This window comes from Streptomyces sp. NPDC127129, assembly GCF_042671585.1.
GTDB lineage: Bacteria > Actinomycetota > Actinomycetes > Streptomycetales > Streptomycetaceae > Streptomyces.
In genome coordinates this window covers 19,305-40,038 of record NZ_JBHXTV010000011.1, presented here as the reverse complement: position 1 = coordinate 40,038, position 20,734 = coordinate 19,305, and the positions used below count along the sequence as shown (strand labels likewise).

The window sequence follows — 20,734 nt, the reverse complement described above, 5'->3', positions numbered from 1 at the left end:
GGTACCGCCTTGGGGCCGGGGCGCTGGCACGGCCTTGGGTCCGGCTTCGGGGCTGGGCCCCGGGGTTCGGCTCCGGACCCGGGGTCCGGACCCAGGGTCCGGAGCCGCGGCCGTGGGGCCGGCCTCGGGCCTCGGGTCCGGCCTCGGGCCTCGGGTCCGACCCCGGGCCTCGGTGCCCGTTCCGGTGCGCGGGTACGGCCGCGGCCCCAGGCGCACCGATCACGGCCTCGGCCCCCTGACGTGGGGCGCCGAGAGGAGCGGGCTCGCGGGGCCGTGAGGCGGGGCGACGGATCCCGGCGGCGGCCGTACGGCGCCGCCCGGCCCGAGGGGCAAACGCTCATGGGACGTTCCCCGGGCGTCCAGATGCATGTCGGCGGGAACACGCCGGGCGCGACGACAACACCGGTATGCGTGTCGTCATCGTCACCGAATCCTTCCCACCCGATGTCAATGGTGTGGCGCACTGCGCCCAGCAGACCGCGCGCCACCTCGTCCGCCGCGGTCATGACCCGCTCGTCATCGCTCCGGCCGTCGCCGGAGCCACCGACACCCCCGACACCGACGCGCCCTGCCCGGTCGTGCGCGTACCGTCCCTGCCCCTGCCCGGCTACCCCCAGGTGCGCGTCGCCCTCCCCAGCCGCCGCCTCGCCACGGCCATCGCCGCCCATCGTGCCGACGTCGTCCACCTCGCCGGCCCCTTCGTGCTCGGCGTACGCGGCATGGCGGCCGCGACCCGGCTCGGTCTGCCCGCCGTCGCCGTCTACCAGACCGACCTCGCCGGGTACGCCCGCACCTACATGGGCGCCGGGGAAGGCGCCGCCTGGCGCAGGCTGCGGGCCGTCCACGGCGCCGCCGACCGCACCCTCGCGCCGTCCACCGCCGCCGCGCGCGACCTGGAGACGCACGGCATAGGCCGCGTCCGGCTCTGGCGGCGCGGCGTCGACACCGTCCGTTTCCGGCCCGAGCTGCGCGACGAGGGCCTGCGCCGCGAACTCGCCCCCGACGGCGAACTCGTCGTCGGCTACATCGGCCGCCTCGCCCCCGAGAAGCGGGTCGAGCTGCTCTCCGGTGTGTGCGGACTGCCCGGTGTACGGGTCGTGGTCGTCGGCGACGGTCCCAGTGAGCCGGCACTGCGCGCCGCCCTACCCGGTGCCCGGTTCCTCGGCCGTCGCACGGGTGACGACCTGGCACGGATCTTCGCCTCGCTGGACGTGTTCGCGCACACCGGCCCGTACGAGACCTTCTGCCAGACCGTGCAGGAGGCGATGGCGAGCGGCGTCCCCGTCGTCGCCCCGGCCGCCGGCGGGCCGCTGGACCTCGTCGACCACCGCCGGACCGGTCTCCTCGTCCCGCCGGACGACACCACCGCGCTACGGGACGCCGTCGCCTCGCTCGCCCAGGCGCCGGCCCTGCGCGCCGCCTACGGGCGGGCGGGCCGGGCGGCCGTCGAAGGCCGGACCTGGGAGGCCGTCGGCGACGAGCTGATAGGCCACTACCTGGAGGTCCTGCGCGAGCGGACGGCGGTGGCGGCATGAGAGGCCCCGCGATACCCCGGCCGCTGCGCATCGTGCGGCTCGCCAACTTCGTCACCCCCACCTCGGGAGGCCTGCGCACCGCCCTTGAGCAGCTCGGTCGCGGCTACCTCGCAGCCGGGCACGAACCCGTCCTGATCGTCCCCGGAGACGTGGAGAGCGACCGTCTCACCGATCAGGGACGGATCATCACCCTCCCCGGACCCGTGCTCCCCGCCACGGGCGGCTACCGCGTCCTCGCCGACCGGCGCCGCGTCCGCCGGCTCCTGGAGGAGCTCGCCCCGGACCGCATCGAGGTCTCCGACCGCACGACCCTGCGCTGGACGGGGGAGTGGGCGCGACGCGCCAGGGTGCCTTCGGTGATGGTCTCCCACGAGACGGCCGACGGCGTCCTGCGGACCTGGGGCGTGCCCCCGGCCGCCGCGGCCCGGGCCGCCGACCGGCTCAACCGCCGTACGGCGTGGGCGTACTCGCGGATCGTCTGCACGACCGAGTGGGCGGAGCGGGAGTTCGTACGGATCGGGGCGCGCAACGTGCTGCGCGCGCCGCTCGGCGTGGACCTGGACCGGTGCCGGCCGGGGCGGCGCAGCACCGTCCTGCGGGCCAAGCACGCGGACGGCGAGCGGGTGCTGCTGCTGATGTGCTCGCGGCTCTCCGTGGAGAAGCGGCCCGGAACCGCCCTGGACGCGCTCGCGCACCTGCGCGGCCAGGGGGTGCGGGCGGCGCTCGCCGTGGCGGGCGAGGGGCCGCTGCGGGTCGCCCTGGAGCGGCGGGCGCGGGAGGAGCGGCTCCCGGTGCGCTTCCTGGGGCACATCGACGACCGCGAGGCGCTCGCCGACCTCCAGGCCTCCGCCGACCTCTGCCTGGCCCCCGGGCCTGCCGAAACGTTCGGTCTGTCGGCCCTGGAAGCTCTCGCCTGCGGGACCCCGGTCGTCGCGAGCGCCTCCTCCGCGCTCCCCGAGGTCATCGGTGACGCGGGCGCCTGTGCCACGGACGACGCGGCCTCCTTCGCGGAAGCCGTCCGCTCGGTGCTCGACGGTCCGGAGCCGTCCCGCCGCGCGGCGGCACGCGCGCGTGCCGAACTCTTCGGCTGGGACAGCTCCATCGCCGCGTTCCTCGAAGCCCACGACGCGGCCCCGGCCACGATCCGCGTCCCGACGCAGGGGGCGCGGACATGACGACCGCACTTCCTGCGTCGGCGAACAGCCCGGAGTGCAGGGACGAGCCTGCGGGGCCGGGCGCTTCGGCGTCCGACGCCGCGCGGACATCGGATCCGATCACCCAGGCGTCGGACTCGGCTGCCCGGACATCGGATCCCACCGCCCTGGCATCGGATCCCGCCACCTGGATATTGGATCCAATCGCTCCGGCATTGGATCCCATCGCTCCCGCGCCGGATCCGATCACCCGGACATCGGATCCGATCTCCGAGATGGGCACCGTCCTCCAGCCCCAGAGCGGCCACACGCGCGTACACGCCATCCCCGCCCCCCGTCGCGAACCCGGTGCCCCTCCGACACCGCCCGCCCCGCCCGCCCCGCTCCGTTTCGCCGTCCTCGGGGACTCCCTCAGCGAGGGCGTCGGCGACCGCGTCGACGGCACCTGGCGCGGCTGGGCCGCGCTGCTCGCCGCCGGGCTCGCGGGACCCGGGCAGCACCTCGAATTCCGTAACCTCGCGATCAGCGGCGCCCAGAGCAGGGAAGTGGCCGAACAGCAGGCACCCGAGGCCGTGGCGTTCCGCCCCCACCTCGCCTCCGTCGTCGTCGGCGTCAACGACACCCTGCGCCACACCTTCGACATCGAACAGCTCGCCCGTCGGCTCGACCGGGTCTGCGCGGACCTCGGCGCCAGCGGAGCCGTCCTCCTCACCGCCTGCCTGCCCGACCCCGGCCGGATGCTCGGCCTCCCCCCGCCGCTCGCCCGCCCGCTCGCCCGGCGCCAGAAGGCCGTCAACACGCTCGTCCACGCCCTCTCCGCCCGCTACGACACCGTCCACCTCCACCTCGCCGACCGCACCTGGACCGACGACCGGGCCCTGTGGAGCGCCGACCGGCTCCACCCCGGCGAACGCGGCCACCGGGCGATCGCCGCGCGGTTCCACGCGCTCCTCGCCGCCCGCGGCCTCGCCCACGGCACGGCGCCCTCGCCCGATCCCGAGCAACCGCCGCCCACCCGCACGGAGGCGCTGGTCTGGCTCGCCACCGCCGGCACCGGATGGGTGCTGCGGCGCTGCCACGACCTCCTGCCCCAGCTGCTGCACCTGGCGGGCTCAGAGCTGCGGCACTGGGCGGGCGGCACCGACGTTCGGCTCGACCGGCGGGCCGAACACGCCCTGGCCGCCGCGCTCGCCGCCGTGTCCCTGGACGCGCCGGTGGCGACAATGGGGAAATGACAGGGCGCTGGGAGTTCTGGATCGACCGTGGCGGCACGTTCACCGACGTCGTGGGACGGCGGCCCGACGGGCGGCTGGTCACCCGCAAGATCCTCTCCCACGACCCCGCCCGCCCCCACGACGCGGCCGTCGCCGGAATCCGTCTCCTCCTCGGACTCGGCCCCGACGAGCCGGTGCCCGCCGACCGGGTCGCCGTCGTGAAGATGGGGACGACCGTCGCCACCAACGCACTCCTGGAGCGGCGTGGCGAGCCGACCGTCCTCCTCGTCACCCAGGGCTTCCGCGACGCCCTGCGGATCGCCTACCAGAACCGGCCCCGGCTCTTCGACCGCCGCATCGTGCTCCCCGAGGCCGTCTACGAGCGCGTCGTCGAGGTGCCCGAGCGGGTCGACGCCCAGGGCCGGGTGGTGCGGCCGCTCGACGAGGACGCCGTCGCCGAGGAGCTGCGGTCCGCCCACCGCGACGGCTACCGCTCCGCCGCCGTCGTCCTGACGCACGGCTACCGCAGCCCCGACCACGAGCGCCGGATCGCCGACCGCGCCCGCGCCCTCGGCTTCACCCAGGTCAGCTGCTCCCACGAGGTCAGCCCGCTCATCAAACTCGTACCCCGTGGCGACACCACCGTCATCGACGCCTACCTCTCGCCGATCCTGCGCCGCTACGTCGACGAGATGGCCCGCGAACTCGCCGGGATCCGGCTGATGTTCATGCAGTCCAACGGAGGGCTGCGCGAGGCCGCCCACTTCCGGGGCAAGGACGCCGTCCTGTCCGGCCCCGCCGGCGGCGTCGTCGGCATGGCCCGAACCGCCGGACAGGCGGGGTTCGACCGGGTCATCGGCTTCGACATGGGCGGCACCTCCACCGATGTGTCGCACTATGCGGGCGAGTTCGAGCGTGAACTGGGTACACAGGTTGCGGGTGTACGGATGCGCGCGCCGATGATGAACATCCACACCGTCGCCGCGGGCGGCGGCTCCGTCCTCCACTACGACGGACAGCGCTACCGGGTCGGCCCGGACTCCGCGGGCGCCGTCCCCGGCCCCGCCTGTTATCGCCGAGGCGGCCCGCTGACCGTCACCGACGCCAACGTGATGCTCGGCCGCGTCCAGCCCGCCCACTTCCCCGCCGTCTTCGGACCCGGCGGCGACCAGCCGCTGGACGACACCGTCGTGCGGGAGAAGTTCACCGCCCTCGCCCAGGAGATCGGAGGCGGCCGCACTCCCGAAGAGGTGGCCGCCGGCTTCCTGGAGATCGCCGTCCTCAACATGGCCAACGCGGTCAAGAAGATCTCCGTCCAGCGCGGTCACGACGTCACCCGCTACGCCCTCACCAGCTTCGGCGGCGCGGGCGGCCAGCACGCCTGCGCCGTCGCCGACGCCCTGGGCGTCGACACGGTCCTCGTACCGCCGCTGGCCGGCGTCCTCTCGGCGTACGGCATCGGGCTCGCCGACGCCACGGCCATGCGCGAACAGTCGGTCGAGGCCGAACTCGACGCGGAGGGGACGCACGCGCGCGTGACGGGACTCTGCGACGAACTCGCCGAGCGCACCACGGAGGAGCTGCGCGCCGACGGGCTGCCCGACTCCGCGATCACCACCCACGCGCGCGTGCTGCTGCGCTACGCCGGAACCGACGCGAGCCTGCAGGTCGACCTCGCCCCCGCGGAGGAGATGAGCGAGACGTTCACGGCCGTCCACCGCGCGCGGTACGCCTTCACCATGGACCGGCCCCTGGTCGTCGAGGCCGTCTCCGTCGAGGCCGTGGGACTCGCCGGACCGCACGGTCCCGTGGCCGTCGAGGCGGGGGAGCGCGGCGGGGACCGGTCCGCGGAGCCCGCGCCCCGGGCGACCGTACGGATGCACAGCGGCCTCGCCGCCGCCGACACCCCCCTCCACCACCGCGAGGACCTGCGCCCGGGCGACACCGTCACGGGGCCCGCGATCCTCGCCGAGGCCGACGCCACCACCGTCGTCGACCCGGGCTGGCAGGCCACCGCGGGCGACGGCGGACACCTCGTCCTCACCCGCGCGACACCCCGCCCCGCGCGCGTGGCGGTCGGCACCGACGTCGACCCGGTCCTCCTGGAGGTCTTCAACAACCTCTTCATGGCGATCGCCGAGCAGATGGGCGTACGACTGGAGAACACCGCCCACTCCGTCAACATCAAGGAGCGGCTCGACTTCTCCTGCGCCCTGTTCGACCCCGAGGGCAACCTCATCGCCAACGCACCCCACATCCCCGTCCACCTCGGCTCCATGGGCGAGTCCATCAAGGAGGTCCTGCGGCGCGGCGGCGACTCCCTGCGCCCCGGCGACGTCTACGCGATCAACGACCCGTACCACGGCGGCACCCACCTGCCCGACGTGACCGTGGTGACCCCGGTCTTCGCCGACGCCGGCGACCGGCTGCTCTTCCTCGTCGCCTCGCGCGGCCACCACGCGGAGATCGGCGGCATCACCCCCGGCTCCATGCCGGCCTTCAGCCGGACCGTCGACGAGGAGGGCGTCCTCTTCGACAACTGGCTGCTCGTACGGGACGGGCGGCTGCGCGAGGGGGAGACGCGGGCGCTGCTCACCGGCGCCCCGCACCCGTCCCGCGACCCGGACACCAACCTCGCCGACCTCCGCGCGCAGATCGCCGCCAACGAGAAGGGCATCGAGGAACTGCGGAGAATGGTCGACCAGTTCGGCCTGGACGTCGTCCACGCGTACATGCGGCACGTACGCGCCAACGCCGAGGAGTCCGTACGGCGGATCGTGGCCGGGCTGAGCGACGGCTCGTACCGCTACGAGACCGACAGCGGCGCCGTCATCCAGGTGGCGGTCCGCGTCGACCGCGAACGGCGCTCCGCCGTCATCGACTTCGCCGGGACCTCGCCGCAGCAGGAGGGCAACGCCAACGCGCCCACCTCCGTCGTCATGGCCGCGGTGCTGTACGTCTTCCGCACCCTCGTCGACGACGACATCCCGCTCAACAGCGGCTGCCTGGAGCCCCTGGACGTCCGTGTACCGGCCGACTGCATGCTCGCGCCCTCCTACCCGGCCGCGACCGTCGCCGGGAACGTGGAGACCTCCCAGGCGGTCACCGGCGCCCTCTACGCGGCCCTGGGCGTCCAGGCCGAGGGCTCGGGCACGATGAACAACGTCACCTTCGGCAACGCGCGCGTGCAGTACTACGAGACGGTGGCGAGCGGCTCGGGCGCCGGCGACGGCTTCGAGGGCGCCGACGCCGTCCAGACCCACATGACCAACTCCCGGCTCACGGACCCCGAGATCCTGGAGTGGCGCTACCCGGTCCGCGTGGACTCCTTCGCGCTACGGAAGGAGAGCGGCGGGCGCGGCCGATGGCACGGAGGAGAGGGCGTCGAACGCCGGATCCGCTTCCTCGAACCGATGACGGTCGCCCTGCTGACGGGCCACCGCAGGATCCCTCCGTACGGCATGGCGGGCGGAGAGCCGGGCACACGCGGCGACAACCTCGTGGAACGCGCCGACGGCACCGTCGAGCACCTCGCCGGTGTCGACACCACCGACGTCGGCCCGGACGACGTCCTGATCCTCCGCACCCCCGGCGGCGGAGGCTACGGTCCCCCACGCTGACGGCTCGCCGCCCGCATTCAACCCGTCGGCACGAACCGGACCACCGTCCCCGGCGCAGCCTGCCCCGCCGCGGCGAGGTCGGCTTCGCGGGCCACCGCGACCACCGGGTAGCCGCCGGTCGTCGGATGGTCGGCGAGGAAGACCACCGGACGTCCGTCCGGAGGCACCTGCACCGCGCCCAGGACCATGCCCTCACTGGGGAGTTCGGAGGTGATCGCCCGCTCCAGAGGCGGTCCCTCGGTGCGCAGGCCGATGCGGTTGGACGCGCTGGACACCCGGTACGCGCGCGTGGCCAGGGTGCGCAGCGCCTCACGGGTGAACCAGTCGTCGCGCGGCCCCAGCCGCACCCGCAGGACGAGTTCGTCAGGGGGGCCCGGCCACGGAGGAGCGTCGACCGCCCCCCGTACGGCCGATTCCGCCCCCAGCGGCAGCACGGTCCCGTCCGCCAGCGGCGCCGGGCCGAGCCCGGACAGCAGATCGGTCGAGCGGCTGCCGAGGACGGGTTCGACGGAGATCCCCCCACCGAACCCCACGTACGCCCGTAGCCCACGGACGGCCCGGCCGATGTCGAGGACAGCGCCTGCAGGCACCCGTACCGCCGAGCCCCAGGCGACCGGCCTGCCGTCGACGGTGACTGGGCACGGCGCGCCGCCCACGGCGACGGTGACCGCGCACCGGGGCCGCACCGCGCACCCGTCGACCGTGGTCTCCAGGACCGCCGCGCCCTCCGGATTGCCCACCAGCCGGTTCACCAGCCGCGCAGCGCCCGGATCCAGCGCCCCCGAGCGGGGTACGCCCAGATGCGCGTACCCGGTCCGTCCGAGGTCCTGCACGGTAGCCAGCGCTCCGGACCGTACGACGGCGAACGCACGATCGGTCACCGGCTCTCCACCACGAAACGCACCAGGGCACCGGGCGTCAGGAGCGCGGCGGGCTCGCGCCCCGCGTCCCAGAGGACCGCGTCCGTGGAGCCGATCAACTGCCAGCCGCCGGGGGAGGAACGGGGATACACGCCCGTGTACGGCCCGGCGAGCGCGACCGAACCGGCCGGGACGGACGTACGCGGGGTGGCCCGGCGCGGCACCTGGTACGGATCGCCGAGACCGGTCAGATAGCCGAAGCCGGGGGCGAACCCGCAGAACGCGACCCGGAACTCGGTCGCCGAGTGGATCCGTACCGCCGTCTCCACGGACACGCCCCACAGCGCGGCCACCTCGGCCAGATCGGGACCGTCGTAGCGGACCGGGACCTCCACGGCCCGCTCCACGCGCGCGTGGAGCGGCGGAATCGTCCACTCCCGCAACTGGCCGGCAAGGAGGTCCGGCGCGTCGACCCCGTCGAGCAGCACCGTCCGCGCCGCCGGCACGATCTCCCGTACGGACGGCAGCGCACCGCCCGCGCGCCGGCGCAGCAGCTCGGCGTGGAACGCCTCCGTCTCCGTGCCGCTCCCCAGCTCGACGAGCAGCGCCCGCTCGCCCACCCGGAACACCCGACGCGCCTTCACGCGAACGCCTCCACCCCGACGCCGCTCGCCTCCAGCTCGGCGCGCACCCGCCGGGCGAGACCCACTGCGCCCGGGGTGTCCCCGTGCAGGCAGAGCGAGCGCGCCCGCACGGCGACCGACGTCCCGCAGTGCGCGGTCACGACGCCGAACCGGGCCATGGACACCGAGCGTTCGACGACCTCCGCCGGGTCGGTGACGACGGCCCCCTCCTGCCCCCGTGGCAGCAGGGAACCGTCGGCCGTGTACGCCCGGTCGCCGAAGGCCTCGGCGACCACCGGCAGGCCCGCCTTCCCCGCGGCGTCGTGGAGCCGGGAGCCGGGCAGCCCCAGGACCGGCAGCCCGCCGCCCGCGAGAAGCACTCCGTCGACGACCGCCGCCGCCTGCTCCTCGTCGCGGACCACGCGGTTGTAGAGCGCGCCGTGGGGCTTGACGTACGAGACCCGCGAACCGGCGGCGCGGGCGAAGACGTCCAGCGCGCCGATCTGGTACGCGACCTCGGCCGCCAGCTCGTCCGCCGGGACGTCCATCGAGCGGCGCCCGAAGCCGGCCAGGTCGCGGTACGAGACCTGGGCCCCGATCCGCACGCCCCGCGCGGCCGCGAGCTCGCAGACGCGGCGCATGGTGACCGCGTCTCCGGCGTGGAAGCCGCAGGCCACATTGGCGCTGGTGACGACGGAGAGCAGCTCCTCGTCGTCGGTGAGCGTCCAGCGGCCGAAGCCCTCTCCGAGGTCGGCGTTGAGGTCGATCGAGGCCCCCGTCATGGTCCCTTCCTTCCGGTCGTACGGCGGTGGTGGTGCGTGCGGTGCGCGTGGTGCGGTGTGTGCGGCCTTGAGACCGGTGTCAGGCGGTGACCCGGTACGCGGAGTCGCGGACCTCGGTGACGAGCATCCGGCCCGGTGAGCGGGTGATCGCGAACGGGGGACGCGAGTCCGTCACGGCGGCCTGCGGCGCGAACCCGCGTGCCGCACGCGCGCGTGCCGTCCGGGGGTCGGGAACCGCCGTCGTCGTCATACGAGTTCCCTTCCGCGGGTCTCCGGCAGACCGAGCAGGGCGAGGACCGCCAGGCCGTAGCCGACGGCCCCGAAGATCAGTGCGCCGCCGACGCCCCAGCTCTCGGCGAGGAAGCCCACCAGGGTCGGGAAGACCGCGCCCACCGCCCGGCCGGTGTTGTAGGTGAAGCCCTGACCCGTGCCCCGCACCGCCGTCGGGTACAGCTCGGCGAGGAAGGAGCCGAACCCGCTGAAGATGGCCGACATGCAGAAGCCGAGCGGGAAGCCGAGCACGAGGAGGAGCGTGTTCGCTCCGGACGGGATGTTCGTGTACGCGAGGACGGAGAGCGCCGACAGGGCGGCGAAGAGCGCGATGTTCTTCTTCCTGCCGAGCACGTCCGTGAGGTAGCCCCCGGTCAGATAGCCGATGAACGCCCCGGAGATCAGGAACGCCAGATAGCCGCCGGTGCCGACGACCGTCAGCCCCCGCTCGGTCTTCAGGAAGGTCGGGACCCAGGTGGCGAGGGTGTAGTAGCCGCCCTGGACGCCGGTGGAGAGCAGCACCGCGAAGAGCGTCGTGCGCAGCAGGGACGGCTTGAAGATGGCGGTGAAGGAGCCGCGTTCGGTGGCGGTGCGCCGGATCTCGGCGGCCTGCGGCGCGTCCTCGACGTTCCGCCGGACGTACACCACGAGCAGCGCGGGCAGGGCGCCCGTCCAGAACATGACCCGCCAGGCCAGGTCGGCGTCGACGAACGCGAAGACGAGCGTGTACACGATCACCGCCAGCGCCCAGCCGGCCGCCCACGCGCTCTGGATGCCGCCGAGGGTACGGCCCCGGTGCTTGGCCGAGGCGTACTCGGCGACCAGGATCGCGCCGACCGCCCACTCGCCGCCGAAGCCCAGGCCCTGCAGGGCGCGGAAGAGCATCAGCGTCTCGTAGTTGGGCGCGAAGCCGCACAGGACGGTGAAGAGCGCGTAGGTGACGACGGTGATCATCAGCGCCTTCACGCGCCCGATGCGGTCGGCCAGGATGCCGGCCAGCGCACCGCCGATCGCCGAGACGACCAGGGTGACGGTGGTCAGCAGACCGGTCTGGCCCTTGTCGAGGCTGAAGTAGGCGGCGATGGCCACCATCGAGAGCGGCAGCGTGAAGAAGTCGTACGAATCCAGGGCGTATCCGCCGAACGCGCCGCCGAAGGCGCGCCGCCCGCGGGGCCCGAGGGCGCGCAGCCAGGCGAACGCGCCCGTGTCGTCGGGCCGTTCGCCCTGGATCTGCTGCTTGGTCTGTGTCGTGCTCATGTGCACCTCGCAGAGGGGGAGGAGGCGTGCTGAGTGACGTGCTGGAGGACCGTGCGGTGTCGTCAACGTAGAGGATCGTTCAACGATCCGACAAGAGGTATGTCGTCACGTTCTTGTGTCCCTGAGGGACCTGGTATTGACTCGGCCGCGGACGACGAAAGGATCGGGGCACGGTGGGCGGAATCGGCGAACTCGCGGACGACCGGGCGCTGCTCGGACGGACCAGTACGGCGGAACGGGTGGCGGACATCCTGCGCACCCGGATCGCCGAGGGCTTCTTTCCGCCCGGCACCCGGCTCTCCGAGGACAGCATCGGCGGCGCGCTCGGCGTGTCCCGGAACACACTGCGCGAGGCGTTCCGCCTGCTCACCCATGAACGGCTGCTCGTCCACGAACTCAACCGGGGCGTTTTCGTCCGGGTCCTGGCCGTCGACGACGTCGCCGACATCTACCGCACCCGCCGCCTGGTCGAATGCGCCGTCGTCCGAGGTCTCGGGGAGCCGCCGTTCGCCCTGGACGGTCTCGCCGCCGCGGTCGGGGAGGGTGTGGAGGCGGCGCGCACGGAGGACTGGAAGGGCGTCTCCACCGCCAACATCCACTTCCACCGCGAACTGGTCGCCCTGGCCGGCAGCGCGCGTACGGACGAGCTGATGCGGGGCGTCCTCGCCGAACTCCGTCTCGCCTTCCACACTGTGGACGACCCGCGCGGCCTCCATGAGCCTTATCTCGTGCGAAACCGGGAAATTCTGGACGCGCTGCTCGCTGGTGACCGTGCAACGGCGGAACACCTGCTGGCCCGCTATCTCGACGACTCCCGCACCCGGATCGTCGAGGCGTACGCGAAGGCGGTCGAGCAGCCGGAGGCCCCCGAGGCCTGAGCGGCGCGCGTCCGGACGGCTCGCCGCCGCGCTACCACGACCCGTCACCCTGCGGGGTCGCATCTGCGCCGTTTCGACCGTTGTCAGTTCGAGGACCTAATCTGTGCACCGTGACTTCGCCTGCCTCGACGGACTTCGTTCCGCCCCAGCTCAGCGCGGGGCCGCGGCCCGCGCAGGGCCCGGCCGCCGACGAAGGGCTCGCGCGGCGGCTTCGCGCGCTCGCGTGCACCGCCCCGCTGCACGACCTGGACACGCGCAAGGCGAACCTGGCCGGTGAGTACTCGGTCTACGCGATGGCCGAGGTCGCCCTCGCCGCCATCGACCTCGTCACACTCAACATGGACTTCGACACGGGCGCCGACCACGAGCAGATCGTCGCCCGCCTCCTGCCCCGCGTCGCCGCCCAGGCCCCCGCCCGCCCCGCCGCCGAGCACGAGCGCGTGGCCCGCTGGGTCCTGGAGAACCTGATCAACGTCGGCAGCGTGGACCGCGGCTTCCGGGCGGTGTACGGCACGTTCGGTGCCGACGGCGTCTACACCCGCCGCGACTACGACTTCAAGCTGATCGAAGAGGTCCCCGGCTACGGCGGCGGCGTCTACCTCCGTACGACGGACGAAGCGGTCAACGTCCTGGTCGGCGCGCTCGACACCGACGTCACCAGCGCCCAGATCGCCGCCGAGGTCAAGCTGGAGGTCCTGATCAGCCGCGGCAGGCTGGCCGACGCCCAGCTCGCCGCCGAGCAGGCGCGGTACCGGACCGTGCAGTACGCCGAGACCCTCCGCAAGACCCTGGAGGCGACCCGGCGCAACGTGCGCGCGGTGGACTGGCTGCAGGCCGTCCCGGACATGATCGCCGAGGCGCTCGACCACGTCGCCGACCGCTACCGCCACGAGAACGCGATCCTCACCAACATCCGCAAGGCCCGTGACGAGGCCGAGGACCCGGAGCACAAGCGCCGCGCCGCCGAGCTCGTCGACATCGTCAAGGACTGCATCCGCCGCCACACCCAGCTCCAGTCCCGCCTCCTGGAGGCGGGCCCGCTCTTCCGCGCGGAGCAGGACCGGCAGGCGTTCGCCGCCCCCACCTCGTACACCGGCATAGACCTGTACGGGCAGCTCGTCGCACCGATCCTGCCGCTCCCCGTCGAGCAGGCGATCAAGGTCACGGACGCGTTCTTCGCGCGCGGCACGGGACTGCGCACCCCGGCCTCCGTGCGCGTCGGCGACCTGGTCGAGATGCTTCTCACGCCGCCCGTCGAGCGTGAGCACCTCGGCGCGGAGATGCCCGAGCCGGACCTGATCGCCACGCCCGACGACAGCCGCTTCAGCGAGGAGCAGCTGGCGAGCGCGATGGAGCTGCTCGACCTGGAGCACGACGCCCCGCGCCGGCTCTCCGGCCTGCTCGCCGAGGCCCGCCTGCGCGACCCCGACCTTCCCTACCTGGTCGCTCTGCTCGCCGTCCACGCGGCGAGCCCGCCGGTCGGTACGGCGTACCGCCAGGGCGAGGAGCGCCTGCTCTTCGCCGTCGACGACGGCACGCAGCTCGACGACCCGGAGTTCGGCGGCGCCGACCTGATAGTGGGCACAGCGCTCCTGGACGCGCTGGGCATGGCAGCGGACCGCACGGAGGCCTCATGACCACCGACCAGGCGTCGCCCGACGCCACGTCCGACGCCACGTCCGGCGCGATGCCCGACGCGACGCCGGACGTGGCGCCCGAGCCGCTGCCGGTTCCGCCGGCGCGCTCCGAGGGCGCGCCCACGGCAGAGGCTCCCGAGGCGGAAGCGGAGGCGGAGCCGACCGCGGCCGCGGCCCCCGCGCCCGCCCCGGCATCCGCCCCGGCCGCGGCGGCGGGCCCGCCCGCCCCGGCATCGGCCGCCGCCCCGGCCTCGGCACCGGAGCCCGCCCCGGCCCCGGCGGCGGGCCCGCTCGAGCCCGCCCCGCCACCGGCCCCCGCGGGGCGCCCGCCCGCGCCCGCCCCGGTACCGGCCACGGCCGCGGCCCCTGCGCCCGCCCCTGAGCCCGCTCCGGCGGCGCGCCCCGCCGCGCCCGCCCGGCGGAGCCCCGCCCCGTACGTGCGCGCCGTCCGGCTCACCCCGGCCCGCGCGCCCGAGCCGGGTGCCCAGACCCCGCCCCGGCGGCGCGCCGTGAGCGTGACGCCGGTCCGTCTCCCGCTGCCCCGCCCCGAACCCACCGCGCCGCCGACCACCAGCCCTCCCGAGGAGCCCCAGCCGTGAGCGAACACCACGCCGAGCACGCCGACGCGTGGAGCGAGCCGGAGCCCCCGCACACCGCCGCCGCACCGCACAGCCCCGCCGCCGCGCCGCACAGCCCCGCCACCACGCCCGTCACGCCCGCCGACGCGGCCGACGCCGCGCGGCTCGTGTCGTTCGGCCTGCAGCCCAAGCTGCTGCCCGCCCGGGACGCCGAGTACACCGAGCTGCTGCGGCGCTACCGCGAGGACCCCGCCTTCGCGCGCCTCGCCGACGCCGTCGCGACCGGGCTCGGACTCGTCGTCCTGGAGGTCTCCCCGCGCGCGGGCATGGCCGTCACCGCCGGCGAGGACTCCGTCTTCGCCGTCCGCATGGGCGACTACGCCCGCCGCGCCTCCACCGACTCCGCCGACCGCTTCCTGCACGGCCTCGCCCACCTCGCCGTCGCCGCCATGGCGTTCCCCCGACCCGAGGACCTCGCCGACGACGGGTACATCGGCCGCCTCACCGTGAACGGCGTCGACGCGTTCGTACGTCAGGCCTGCCGCCGCCTCGAGGAGCGCGCCGAGCAGCAGGGCGAGAACACCGACCCCGCCTCCGACGCCCCCGGCCTGGAGGCCGCCTGGCGGATCTACGCCCGCCGCAGCTCCACCGGCGCCACCAAGGACGCCCGCCGCCTCGCGGGCTCCACCACCGGCATCGTCGGCAAGGCCGTCGCCTTCCTCACCGACTCGGGCTTCCTGCAGCGCACCGGCGACGATTCGGGCGGTGCCTACCGCACCACCGCCCGCTACCAGCTCCAGGTACGCGACATGGCCGGCAGCGCCGCCATGGCGGAGCTCCTCGACCTGGGCGTCGTCCCGGTCAGCGACGGCTCCGCGACCCTCCTGCCGCCGCCCGACGGCGACGACCTGGAGCTCGCCGCCGACGCCGGCCTCCCGTTCCATGCGTAACCGCCCCGCGTAAATCACAGAACCAGTCGACGAGAGTCCGCCGCCATGTACGAGTTGTCCCGGGTCCGCCTCTACTCCATCGGTCCCGCCGGTGCGCGTTACGCCGACACCGTCCTGGACCTGCGCGGAGTCGGCGCCCCCGTGCCCCACCCCGCACCCACCCAGGCGGAGTTCTTCGAGGAGGAGCCGGTCGGCCCGCCGCGCCGACCCGCCCCCGCGGGCGTGCTCTTCCTGGAGAACGGCGGCGGCAAGTCCGTACTCCTCAAGCTGATCTTCTCGGTCATGCTCCCCGGCCACCGCAACACCCTCGGCGGCGCCAGCTCCGGCGTGCTGCGCAAGTTCCTGCTCGCCGACGACTGCGGCCACGTCGCCCTGGAGTGGCAGCACACCCTGACCGGTGAACTGGTCGTCGTCGGCAAGGCCAGCGAGTGGCGCGGGCGCCAGGTCTCCAACGACCCGCGGAAGTTCGCCGAGGCCTGGTACTCCTTCCGCCCCGGCCCGGGCCTCAGCCTCGACAACCTGCCGGTCGCCGAGGCCACGTCCGTCCGCCCGCCGGCCGAGGGCGCTTCCGGTGCCCAGGGCCGCCGCCGCACCATGAAGGGCTTCCGGGACGCCCTCACGGACGCGGGCAAGGCGTACCCGCATCTGGAGGTCTACTGGGAAGAGATCCACGACCGCTGGAACGAGCACCTCGGCGACCTGGGCCTCGACCCCGAACTCTTCCGCTACCAGCGTGAGATGAACGCCGACGAGGGCGAGGCCGCCGGCCTCTTCGCGGTCAAGAAGGACTCCGACTTCACCGATCTGCTCCTGCGGGCCGTCACGGACACCCGTGACACCGACGGGCTCGCCGATCTCGTCAGCGGCTTCGGCAACAAGCTCGGACGGCGCGCCGAACTCACCGCGGAACGCGACTTCACCGCCGGTTCCGTCGACCTCCTCGGCCGCATCGTGGAGTCCGCCGAGACCCGGGCACGCGCGCGTGACATCCACGCCGGAGCCGAGCGCCGCACCCGTACGCTCGCCCGCCGGCTCTCCGCCCGCGCCACCGAGGAACGCGCCCGCGCCGCCGAGCTCGCCCAGCAGGTCACCTCGGCGGCCCACGCCGTCTCCGAGGCCGAGACGGGCCGTGGCCGCAGCTCGCTCATCGCGGCCGAACTGGCCTACCGGCACGCCTCCCTGGCCCTGACCGTCGCCGAGAAGGGCGCCGCCTCCCAGCGGCGCGAGCTCACCGATGCCCGTACGCTGCACTCCGCCTGGCAGGCCGCGGAGGCCGTGCTCCGCCACCGGGCGGCGGGCGACCGCTCCGCGCGCGTGGCCGCCGCCATCCGCGAGGCCGAGCGCGACGCCGCCCCCGCGCTCGCCGCCCGAGCCAAGGCCGCCGCCGATCTCGTACGGGCCCTGCACGCCGCCGCGGAGGACGGCGAGCGCCACGCGGCCGAGGAGGAGGAGCGCTCGGCGGCCCTCCAGGAGACCGGCGAGACCGCCCACCGCGACGCCACCGTCGCCGCCACCGAGGCCCAGCGCGCCCGCAGCGAGGCCGGACACCTGCGCCAGCGCCTCGCCGAGGTCGAGCAGGAGACCGCCGAGGCGGTACGGGCCGGCTGGCTCGACGACACCGCCCCCGACGCCGACCCGGCCCGGGCGGCCCTCGCCGCGAGCGACGCCGAGAAGACCACGGTCGCCGCCTGGGACGCGGCCCGCGACGCCGCCCGCGCCGCGGCCGACCGCGCCCGCGAGGCCGCCGCCGCCGAGTCCCGCGCCGAACTCGCCGCGGCCCGCGCCACGGACGCCGCCGAGGCCGCCGAGAACGCCTACGACGCGGAGCGCCGCGCCGCCGAGTCCCTCGCGACCGACGACCGTCTCGCCGAACTCCTGAGCCTGCCGCCCCGGCCGACGTCCCCGCTGCCGGGCCAGCGCGCGGCGGAGAGCGGCACGGCGCCGGCCAGCGAGGGCCCGGCAGCGGGCCGTTCGCAGGCCGCACAGGCCGCGGACGGCGCGGACGGCCCGAGCGAGACCGGACCGGACGCGGAGACCGCCCCGGGTGCCGCCTTCGGCCCCGCCGGCACGACCGGTTCCCTGACGGACCACGGCCCGCTCACCGTCACCGAGTTCGACCGGAACGCCGACGAACTGCGCCGGCTCCTCGACCAGTCCATCGCCTCCGCCGAACGCCAGCTCTTCGACCTGCGCACCGCGGCCGCCGACGACTCCCGCATCCTCGGCGCGCTCGGCGACGGCGGACTTCTTCCGCCCGGCCCGGACGTCCTGGCCACCGTCGAGTACCTCGGCGAGCAGGGCATCCCCGCCCTCCCCGGCTGGCGCTACCTCGCCCAGGCCGTCGACCCCGCCGACCACGCCGCCGTCCTCGCCGCCCGCCCCGAGCTGGTCGACGGCGTCGTGATCACCGACCCCGTCTCGTACACCCGCGCCCGCGAGGTGCTGAGCACGGCCGCCCTTCTGCCGCGCTCCACCGTCGCCGTCGGCACGGCCGCCGCGCTCCTCGCCCCCGTACCGAGCCCGGAGTCCGGCGAGGACCAGGGCGTCTTCCTCGTCCCGCCGAACCCCGCCATGCACGACGAGCACGCCGCCGACGAGGAGCGGCACGCCCTGCGCGCCCGCGCCGCCGCGCGCGACGAGGAGATCCGCAACCTCGCCGCCCGGCTCACCGGCGACCGCTCCCTCGCCGCCCGGATCGGCTCCTGGCGGTCCGACTGCCCGCCCGGCATGCTCGCCGAGCTGGCCGCCGTCGCCGCCACCGCCCGCGAGACCGCCGAAGCCGCGGCGGAGACCCTCGCCGAAGCCCGTACGGTACGGGCCGAGGCTGACGAGGCAGCCGCCGACGCCGCTCGCGTACGGGACGAGCGGCAGGAGGCCGCCCAGCGCGCCCGCCGCGCCGCAGACGCCCTGGCCGGCCTCGCGTTCCGGCTGCGCGAGCGCTCCGCCTGGCAGGCCAAGCTCCGTGAACTGGCCGACGACGCGGCCGAGTCCGAAGCCCGCGCCCAGACCTGTCTGGAGCGCGCCCGCGCTGCCGACGAGGACCGCCGGGCCGCCCAGCGTGCCGCCGACGACGCCCACCGCACCGCCCGCGCCCTGCGTGCCGAGCGCGCCGAGATCGCCGGCGCACCCGACCAGCTGCCCGAGGAGGACCCGGCCGCGCCACGCACCGCGCTCCCCACCCTCCGCGAGGCGTACCGCGCCGCGTCCCAGCTGTACGAGAAGGTCGGCGTCGGAGCGGACCTCCGCGCCGAGCAGGCGCGCGCGGAGAGCGACGAGTCGGCGGCGCTCGCCGAGCTGGACCGCCTGACCAACAAGGTCCGCACCCGCGCCGAACAGCTCCTGGAGTCGACCGACGGCGCCGACGGCCCGTCCCGCCAGGCCGCGGCCGCCCGCGCCGAGGCCCTGGTCCAGATGCTGGAGACCCGCGCCTCCGAGGCGAGCGAGAAGCTCGGCCGGCTCCGTGGCGAGGCCGAGCGACTGGCCCCCGAGGACGGCGCGTCGCACACCGAGCTCCCCGACGAACTGGTCCCCGCCGACGCGGAGCAGGCACAGACCCTGCTCCGTACCGCGACCACCGAACTCGCCTCCCGCAGCGACGCCCTGGAGGCCGCGCGCACCGCGCACGCGAGCCTCCTACGCGCCCACCGCGCCGCCGAGGACGCCGCGAGCGGCTTCGACGAGACCGCGGGACTCCTGCGCGACCTCCTCCGAGACCACACGGAGGACGACGAGGACGGGCCCGAGACCTACCCCGGCACGCTGGAGGAAGCCCGGCAGACCGCCGCCGAGGCACGCCGTTCGCTGCGCGCCTGCTCCGCCGAGCTCTCCGCGGCCGACGCGGCCGTCCGCGAGGCGAGCGACATCCTCGTCCGGCACGCCAACTCGACGCGCTACGAGCAGGTCCGCACCCCCGCCCGCCAGCAGATCCGCGAGCTGCCCGCCGCCGCGCTCCCCGAGCACGCCGCGAAGTGGGCCGAGGCCTTCGCGCCCCGGCTGCGGGTCCTCACCGACGAACTGGAGCAGCTGGAGCGCAACCGCGACTCGATCGTCGACCGGCTGCGCGGTCTGGTGGAGTCCGCGCTGACCACGCTCCGCTCCGCGCAGCGGCTGTCCCGGCTGCCCGAGGGGCTCGGCGAGTGGTCGGGCCAGGAGTTCCTGCGCATCCGCTTCGAGGAGCCGGACCAGGCCACCCTCACCGACCGGCTGGGCGAGGTCATCGACGAGGCGACCCGCTCCGCCGTCAAGAAGAACTCCGACCTGCGCCGCGACGGCATGTCCCTGCTCCTCCGGGGCGTTCAGGCGGCGCTCGAACCGCGGGGCATCGCGGTGGAGATCCTCAAGCCGGACGCCGTGCTGCGGGCCGAGCGGGTTCCGGTCGGACAGATGGGCGACGTCTTCTCCGGCGGCCAGCTCCTCACCGCCGCCATCGCGCTCTACTGCACGATGGCCGCGCTGCGCTCGAACGACCGGGGCCGCGACAAGCACCGTCACGCGGGCACGCTGTTCCTGGACAACCCGATCGGCCGCGCCAACGCCACGTACCTCCTCGAACTGCAGCGGGCCGTCTCGGACGCCCTCGGTGTCCAGCTGCTGTACACGACCGGTCTGTTCGACACCACCGCGCTCGCGGAGTTCCCCCTGGTCATCCGGCTGCGCAACGACGCGGACCTGCGGGCCGGACTGAAGTACATCAGCGTGGAGGAGCACCTGCGCCCGGGCCTTCCGCAGCCCACCGCGGAGGACGGCGCCGTCCACGGCGAGATCACAGCGACCCGGATGTTCCGCCGTTCGCCGGTCGAGGAGCCCGTCGCCCCGTGAGTACGACGAACGGCCCGGCCCCCAGGTGGGGTGCCGGGCCGTTCCTCGTGCGCTGCGTCGCCGTCGCCTCAAGCCGCGTCAACGGGCCCGAGGCTCACGGTCCGTGACCTCAGGCCGCCTCGGACAGCGCCGGTGCTTCCGCACGCCGTATCGAAGCGGCCCCCTGGCCCGGATCGGCCTCCGCCGTCCGTGTGGCCTTCTCCGCCCGCCGCCGCTCGCGCCGCGACGTCCGAGCCGTACTGCTCGGCTCGGACACCACGCCGTTCCGCTGCTTCCAGACCTGGCGCGTCACCCACACGTCGAGGACGCCCCACGTCGCCACGACGGTGCTGCCGACCGTGGTCAGCAGCATCGGAAACGCGAGCCACGAACCCGTGACCGCGCAGAGGAAGGCCACCATCGCCTGTATCAGTGTCACCGACGTGATCATCACGGCTCGTACGGCGGCGGTTCGCACCGGATCCGGCAGACGACGCCGGCCCTTCTCGTCCTCCACCCACAACTGCCGCGCGGACCGCGCCTCGTGCTCCATCGTGTCGTCACTCCCCACCGCTGAAC

Annotated in this window: 15 protein-coding genes; 9 read left to right on the top strand and 6 right to left on the bottom strand. The window is 74.8% G+C overall.

The window, feature by feature from the left end; genetic code table 11:
- Positions 1–407 precede the first annotated feature (407 nt).
- From ACFVGW_RS21545 to ACFVGW_RS21530, 4 genes are all read left to right on the top strand, one after another.
- Positions 408–1,535, top strand: a complete 1,128-nt coding sequence (locus ACFVGW_RS21545; RefSeq protein ID WP_385853150.1) for a glycosyltransferase family 4 protein — start codon at positions 408–410, stop codon at positions 1,533–1,535.
- Positions 1,532–2,710: a glycosyltransferase gene (locus ACFVGW_RS21540; protein WP_385853149.1), complete on the top strand. Its 1,179-nt coding sequence runs from the start codon at positions 1,532–1,534 to the stop codon at positions 2,708–2,710. Before ACFVGW_RS21545 ends, ACFVGW_RS21540 begins: the two co-directional genes overlap by 4 nt.
- A 254-nt stretch (positions 2,711–2,964) precedes the next feature.
- Positions 2,965–3,924: an SGNH/GDSL hydrolase family protein gene (locus ACFVGW_RS21535; protein ID WP_385853148.1), complete on the top strand. Its 960-nt coding sequence runs from the start codon at positions 2,965–2,967 to the stop codon at positions 3,922–3,924.
- On the top strand, positions 3,921–7,523 hold the full coding sequence (locus tag ACFVGW_RS21530) for a hydantoinase B/oxoprolinase family protein (RefSeq protein WP_385853147.1): 3,603 nt from the start codon (positions 3,921–3,923) through the stop codon (positions 7,521–7,523). The genes ACFVGW_RS21535 and ACFVGW_RS21530 overlap by 4 nt, the downstream gene beginning before the upstream one ends.
- Before the next feature lie 17 nt (positions 7,524–7,540).
- Here ACFVGW_RS21530 and ACFVGW_RS21525 read toward each other — a convergent pair whose 3' ends face one another.
- The 5 genes from ACFVGW_RS21525 to ACFVGW_RS21505 all read right to left on the bottom strand — a co-directional run bounded on the left by ACFVGW_RS21525 (position 7,541) and on the right by ACFVGW_RS21505 (position 11,315).
- On the bottom strand, positions 7,541–8,404 hold the full coding sequence (locus ACFVGW_RS21525; protein ID WP_385853146.1) for a biotin-dependent carboxyltransferase family protein: 864 nt from the start codon (positions 8,402–8,404) through the stop codon (positions 7,541–7,543).
- Entirely contained in the window at positions 8,401–9,027 is a 627-nt protein-coding gene (locus ACFVGW_RS21520; RefSeq protein ID WP_352191501.1) for an allophanate hydrolase subunit 1, read from the bottom strand. The genes ACFVGW_RS21525 and ACFVGW_RS21520 overlap by 4 nt, the downstream gene beginning before the upstream one ends.
- Complete coding sequence (locus ACFVGW_RS21515; RefSeq protein WP_383291332.1) at positions 9,024–9,788, bottom strand: LamB/YcsF family protein; 765 nt, start codon at positions 9,786–9,788, stop codon at positions 9,024–9,026. The genes ACFVGW_RS21520 and ACFVGW_RS21515 overlap by 4 nt, the downstream gene beginning before the upstream one ends.
- Before the next feature lie 79 nt (positions 9,789–9,867).
- Positions 9,868–10,038 (bottom strand): hypothetical protein, encoded by a 171-nt coding sequence (locus tag ACFVGW_RS21510; protein ID WP_385853145.1) that lies wholly within the window; start codon positions 10,036–10,038, stop codon positions 9,868–9,870.
- Positions 10,035–11,315 (bottom strand): MFS transporter, encoded by a 1,281-nt coding sequence (locus ACFVGW_RS21505; RefSeq protein WP_383225870.1) that lies wholly within the window; start codon positions 11,313–11,315, stop codon positions 10,035–10,037. The genes ACFVGW_RS21510 and ACFVGW_RS21505 overlap by 4 nt, the downstream gene beginning before the upstream one ends.
- 173 nt (positions 11,316–11,488) lie before the next feature.
- On the opposite strand from ACFVGW_RS21505, the gene ACFVGW_RS21500 reads away from it, so the two are divergent.
- From ACFVGW_RS21500 to ACFVGW_RS21480, 5 genes are all read left to right on the top strand, one after another.
- A complete protein-coding gene (locus tag ACFVGW_RS21500) occupies positions 11,489–12,193 on the top strand; it encodes a GntR family transcriptional regulator (RefSeq protein ID WP_385853144.1) in 705 nt (234 codons plus the stop codon).
- A 110-nt stretch (positions 12,194–12,303) separates the two neighbouring features.
- Positions 12,304–13,830 carry a hypothetical protein gene (locus ACFVGW_RS21495; RefSeq protein WP_385853143.1) on the top strand — a complete coding sequence of 509 codons (1,527 nt, stop codon included), beginning with the start codon at positions 12,304–12,306 and terminating at the stop codon, positions 13,828–13,830.
- The gene (locus ACFVGW_RS21490) at positions 13,827–14,429 is read left to right on the top strand and encodes a hypothetical protein (RefSeq protein ID WP_385853142.1); all 603 of its coding nucleotides are present in this window, start codon (positions 13,827–13,829) and stop codon (positions 14,427–14,429) included. Before ACFVGW_RS21495 ends, ACFVGW_RS21490 begins: the two co-directional genes overlap by 4 nt.
- On the top strand, positions 14,426–15,358 hold the full coding sequence (locus ACFVGW_RS21485; protein WP_385853141.1) for a hypothetical protein: 933 nt from the start codon (positions 14,426–14,428) through the stop codon (positions 15,356–15,358). Before ACFVGW_RS21490 ends, ACFVGW_RS21485 begins: the two co-directional genes overlap by 4 nt.
- A 45-nt stretch (positions 15,359–15,403) precedes the next feature.
- Positions 15,404–20,176, top strand: a complete 4,773-nt coding sequence (locus ACFVGW_RS21480; RefSeq protein ID WP_385853140.1) for a hypothetical protein — start codon at positions 15,404–15,406, stop codon at positions 20,174–20,176.
- Positions 20,177–20,285: 109 nt separating this feature from the next.
- On the opposite strand, the gene ACFVGW_RS21475 is transcribed toward ACFVGW_RS21480, so the two are convergent.
- Entirely contained in the window at positions 20,286–20,708 is a 423-nt protein-coding gene (locus tag ACFVGW_RS21475; protein ID WP_352191524.1) for a hypothetical protein, read from the bottom strand.
- Positions 20,709–20,734 lie beyond the last annotated feature (26 nt).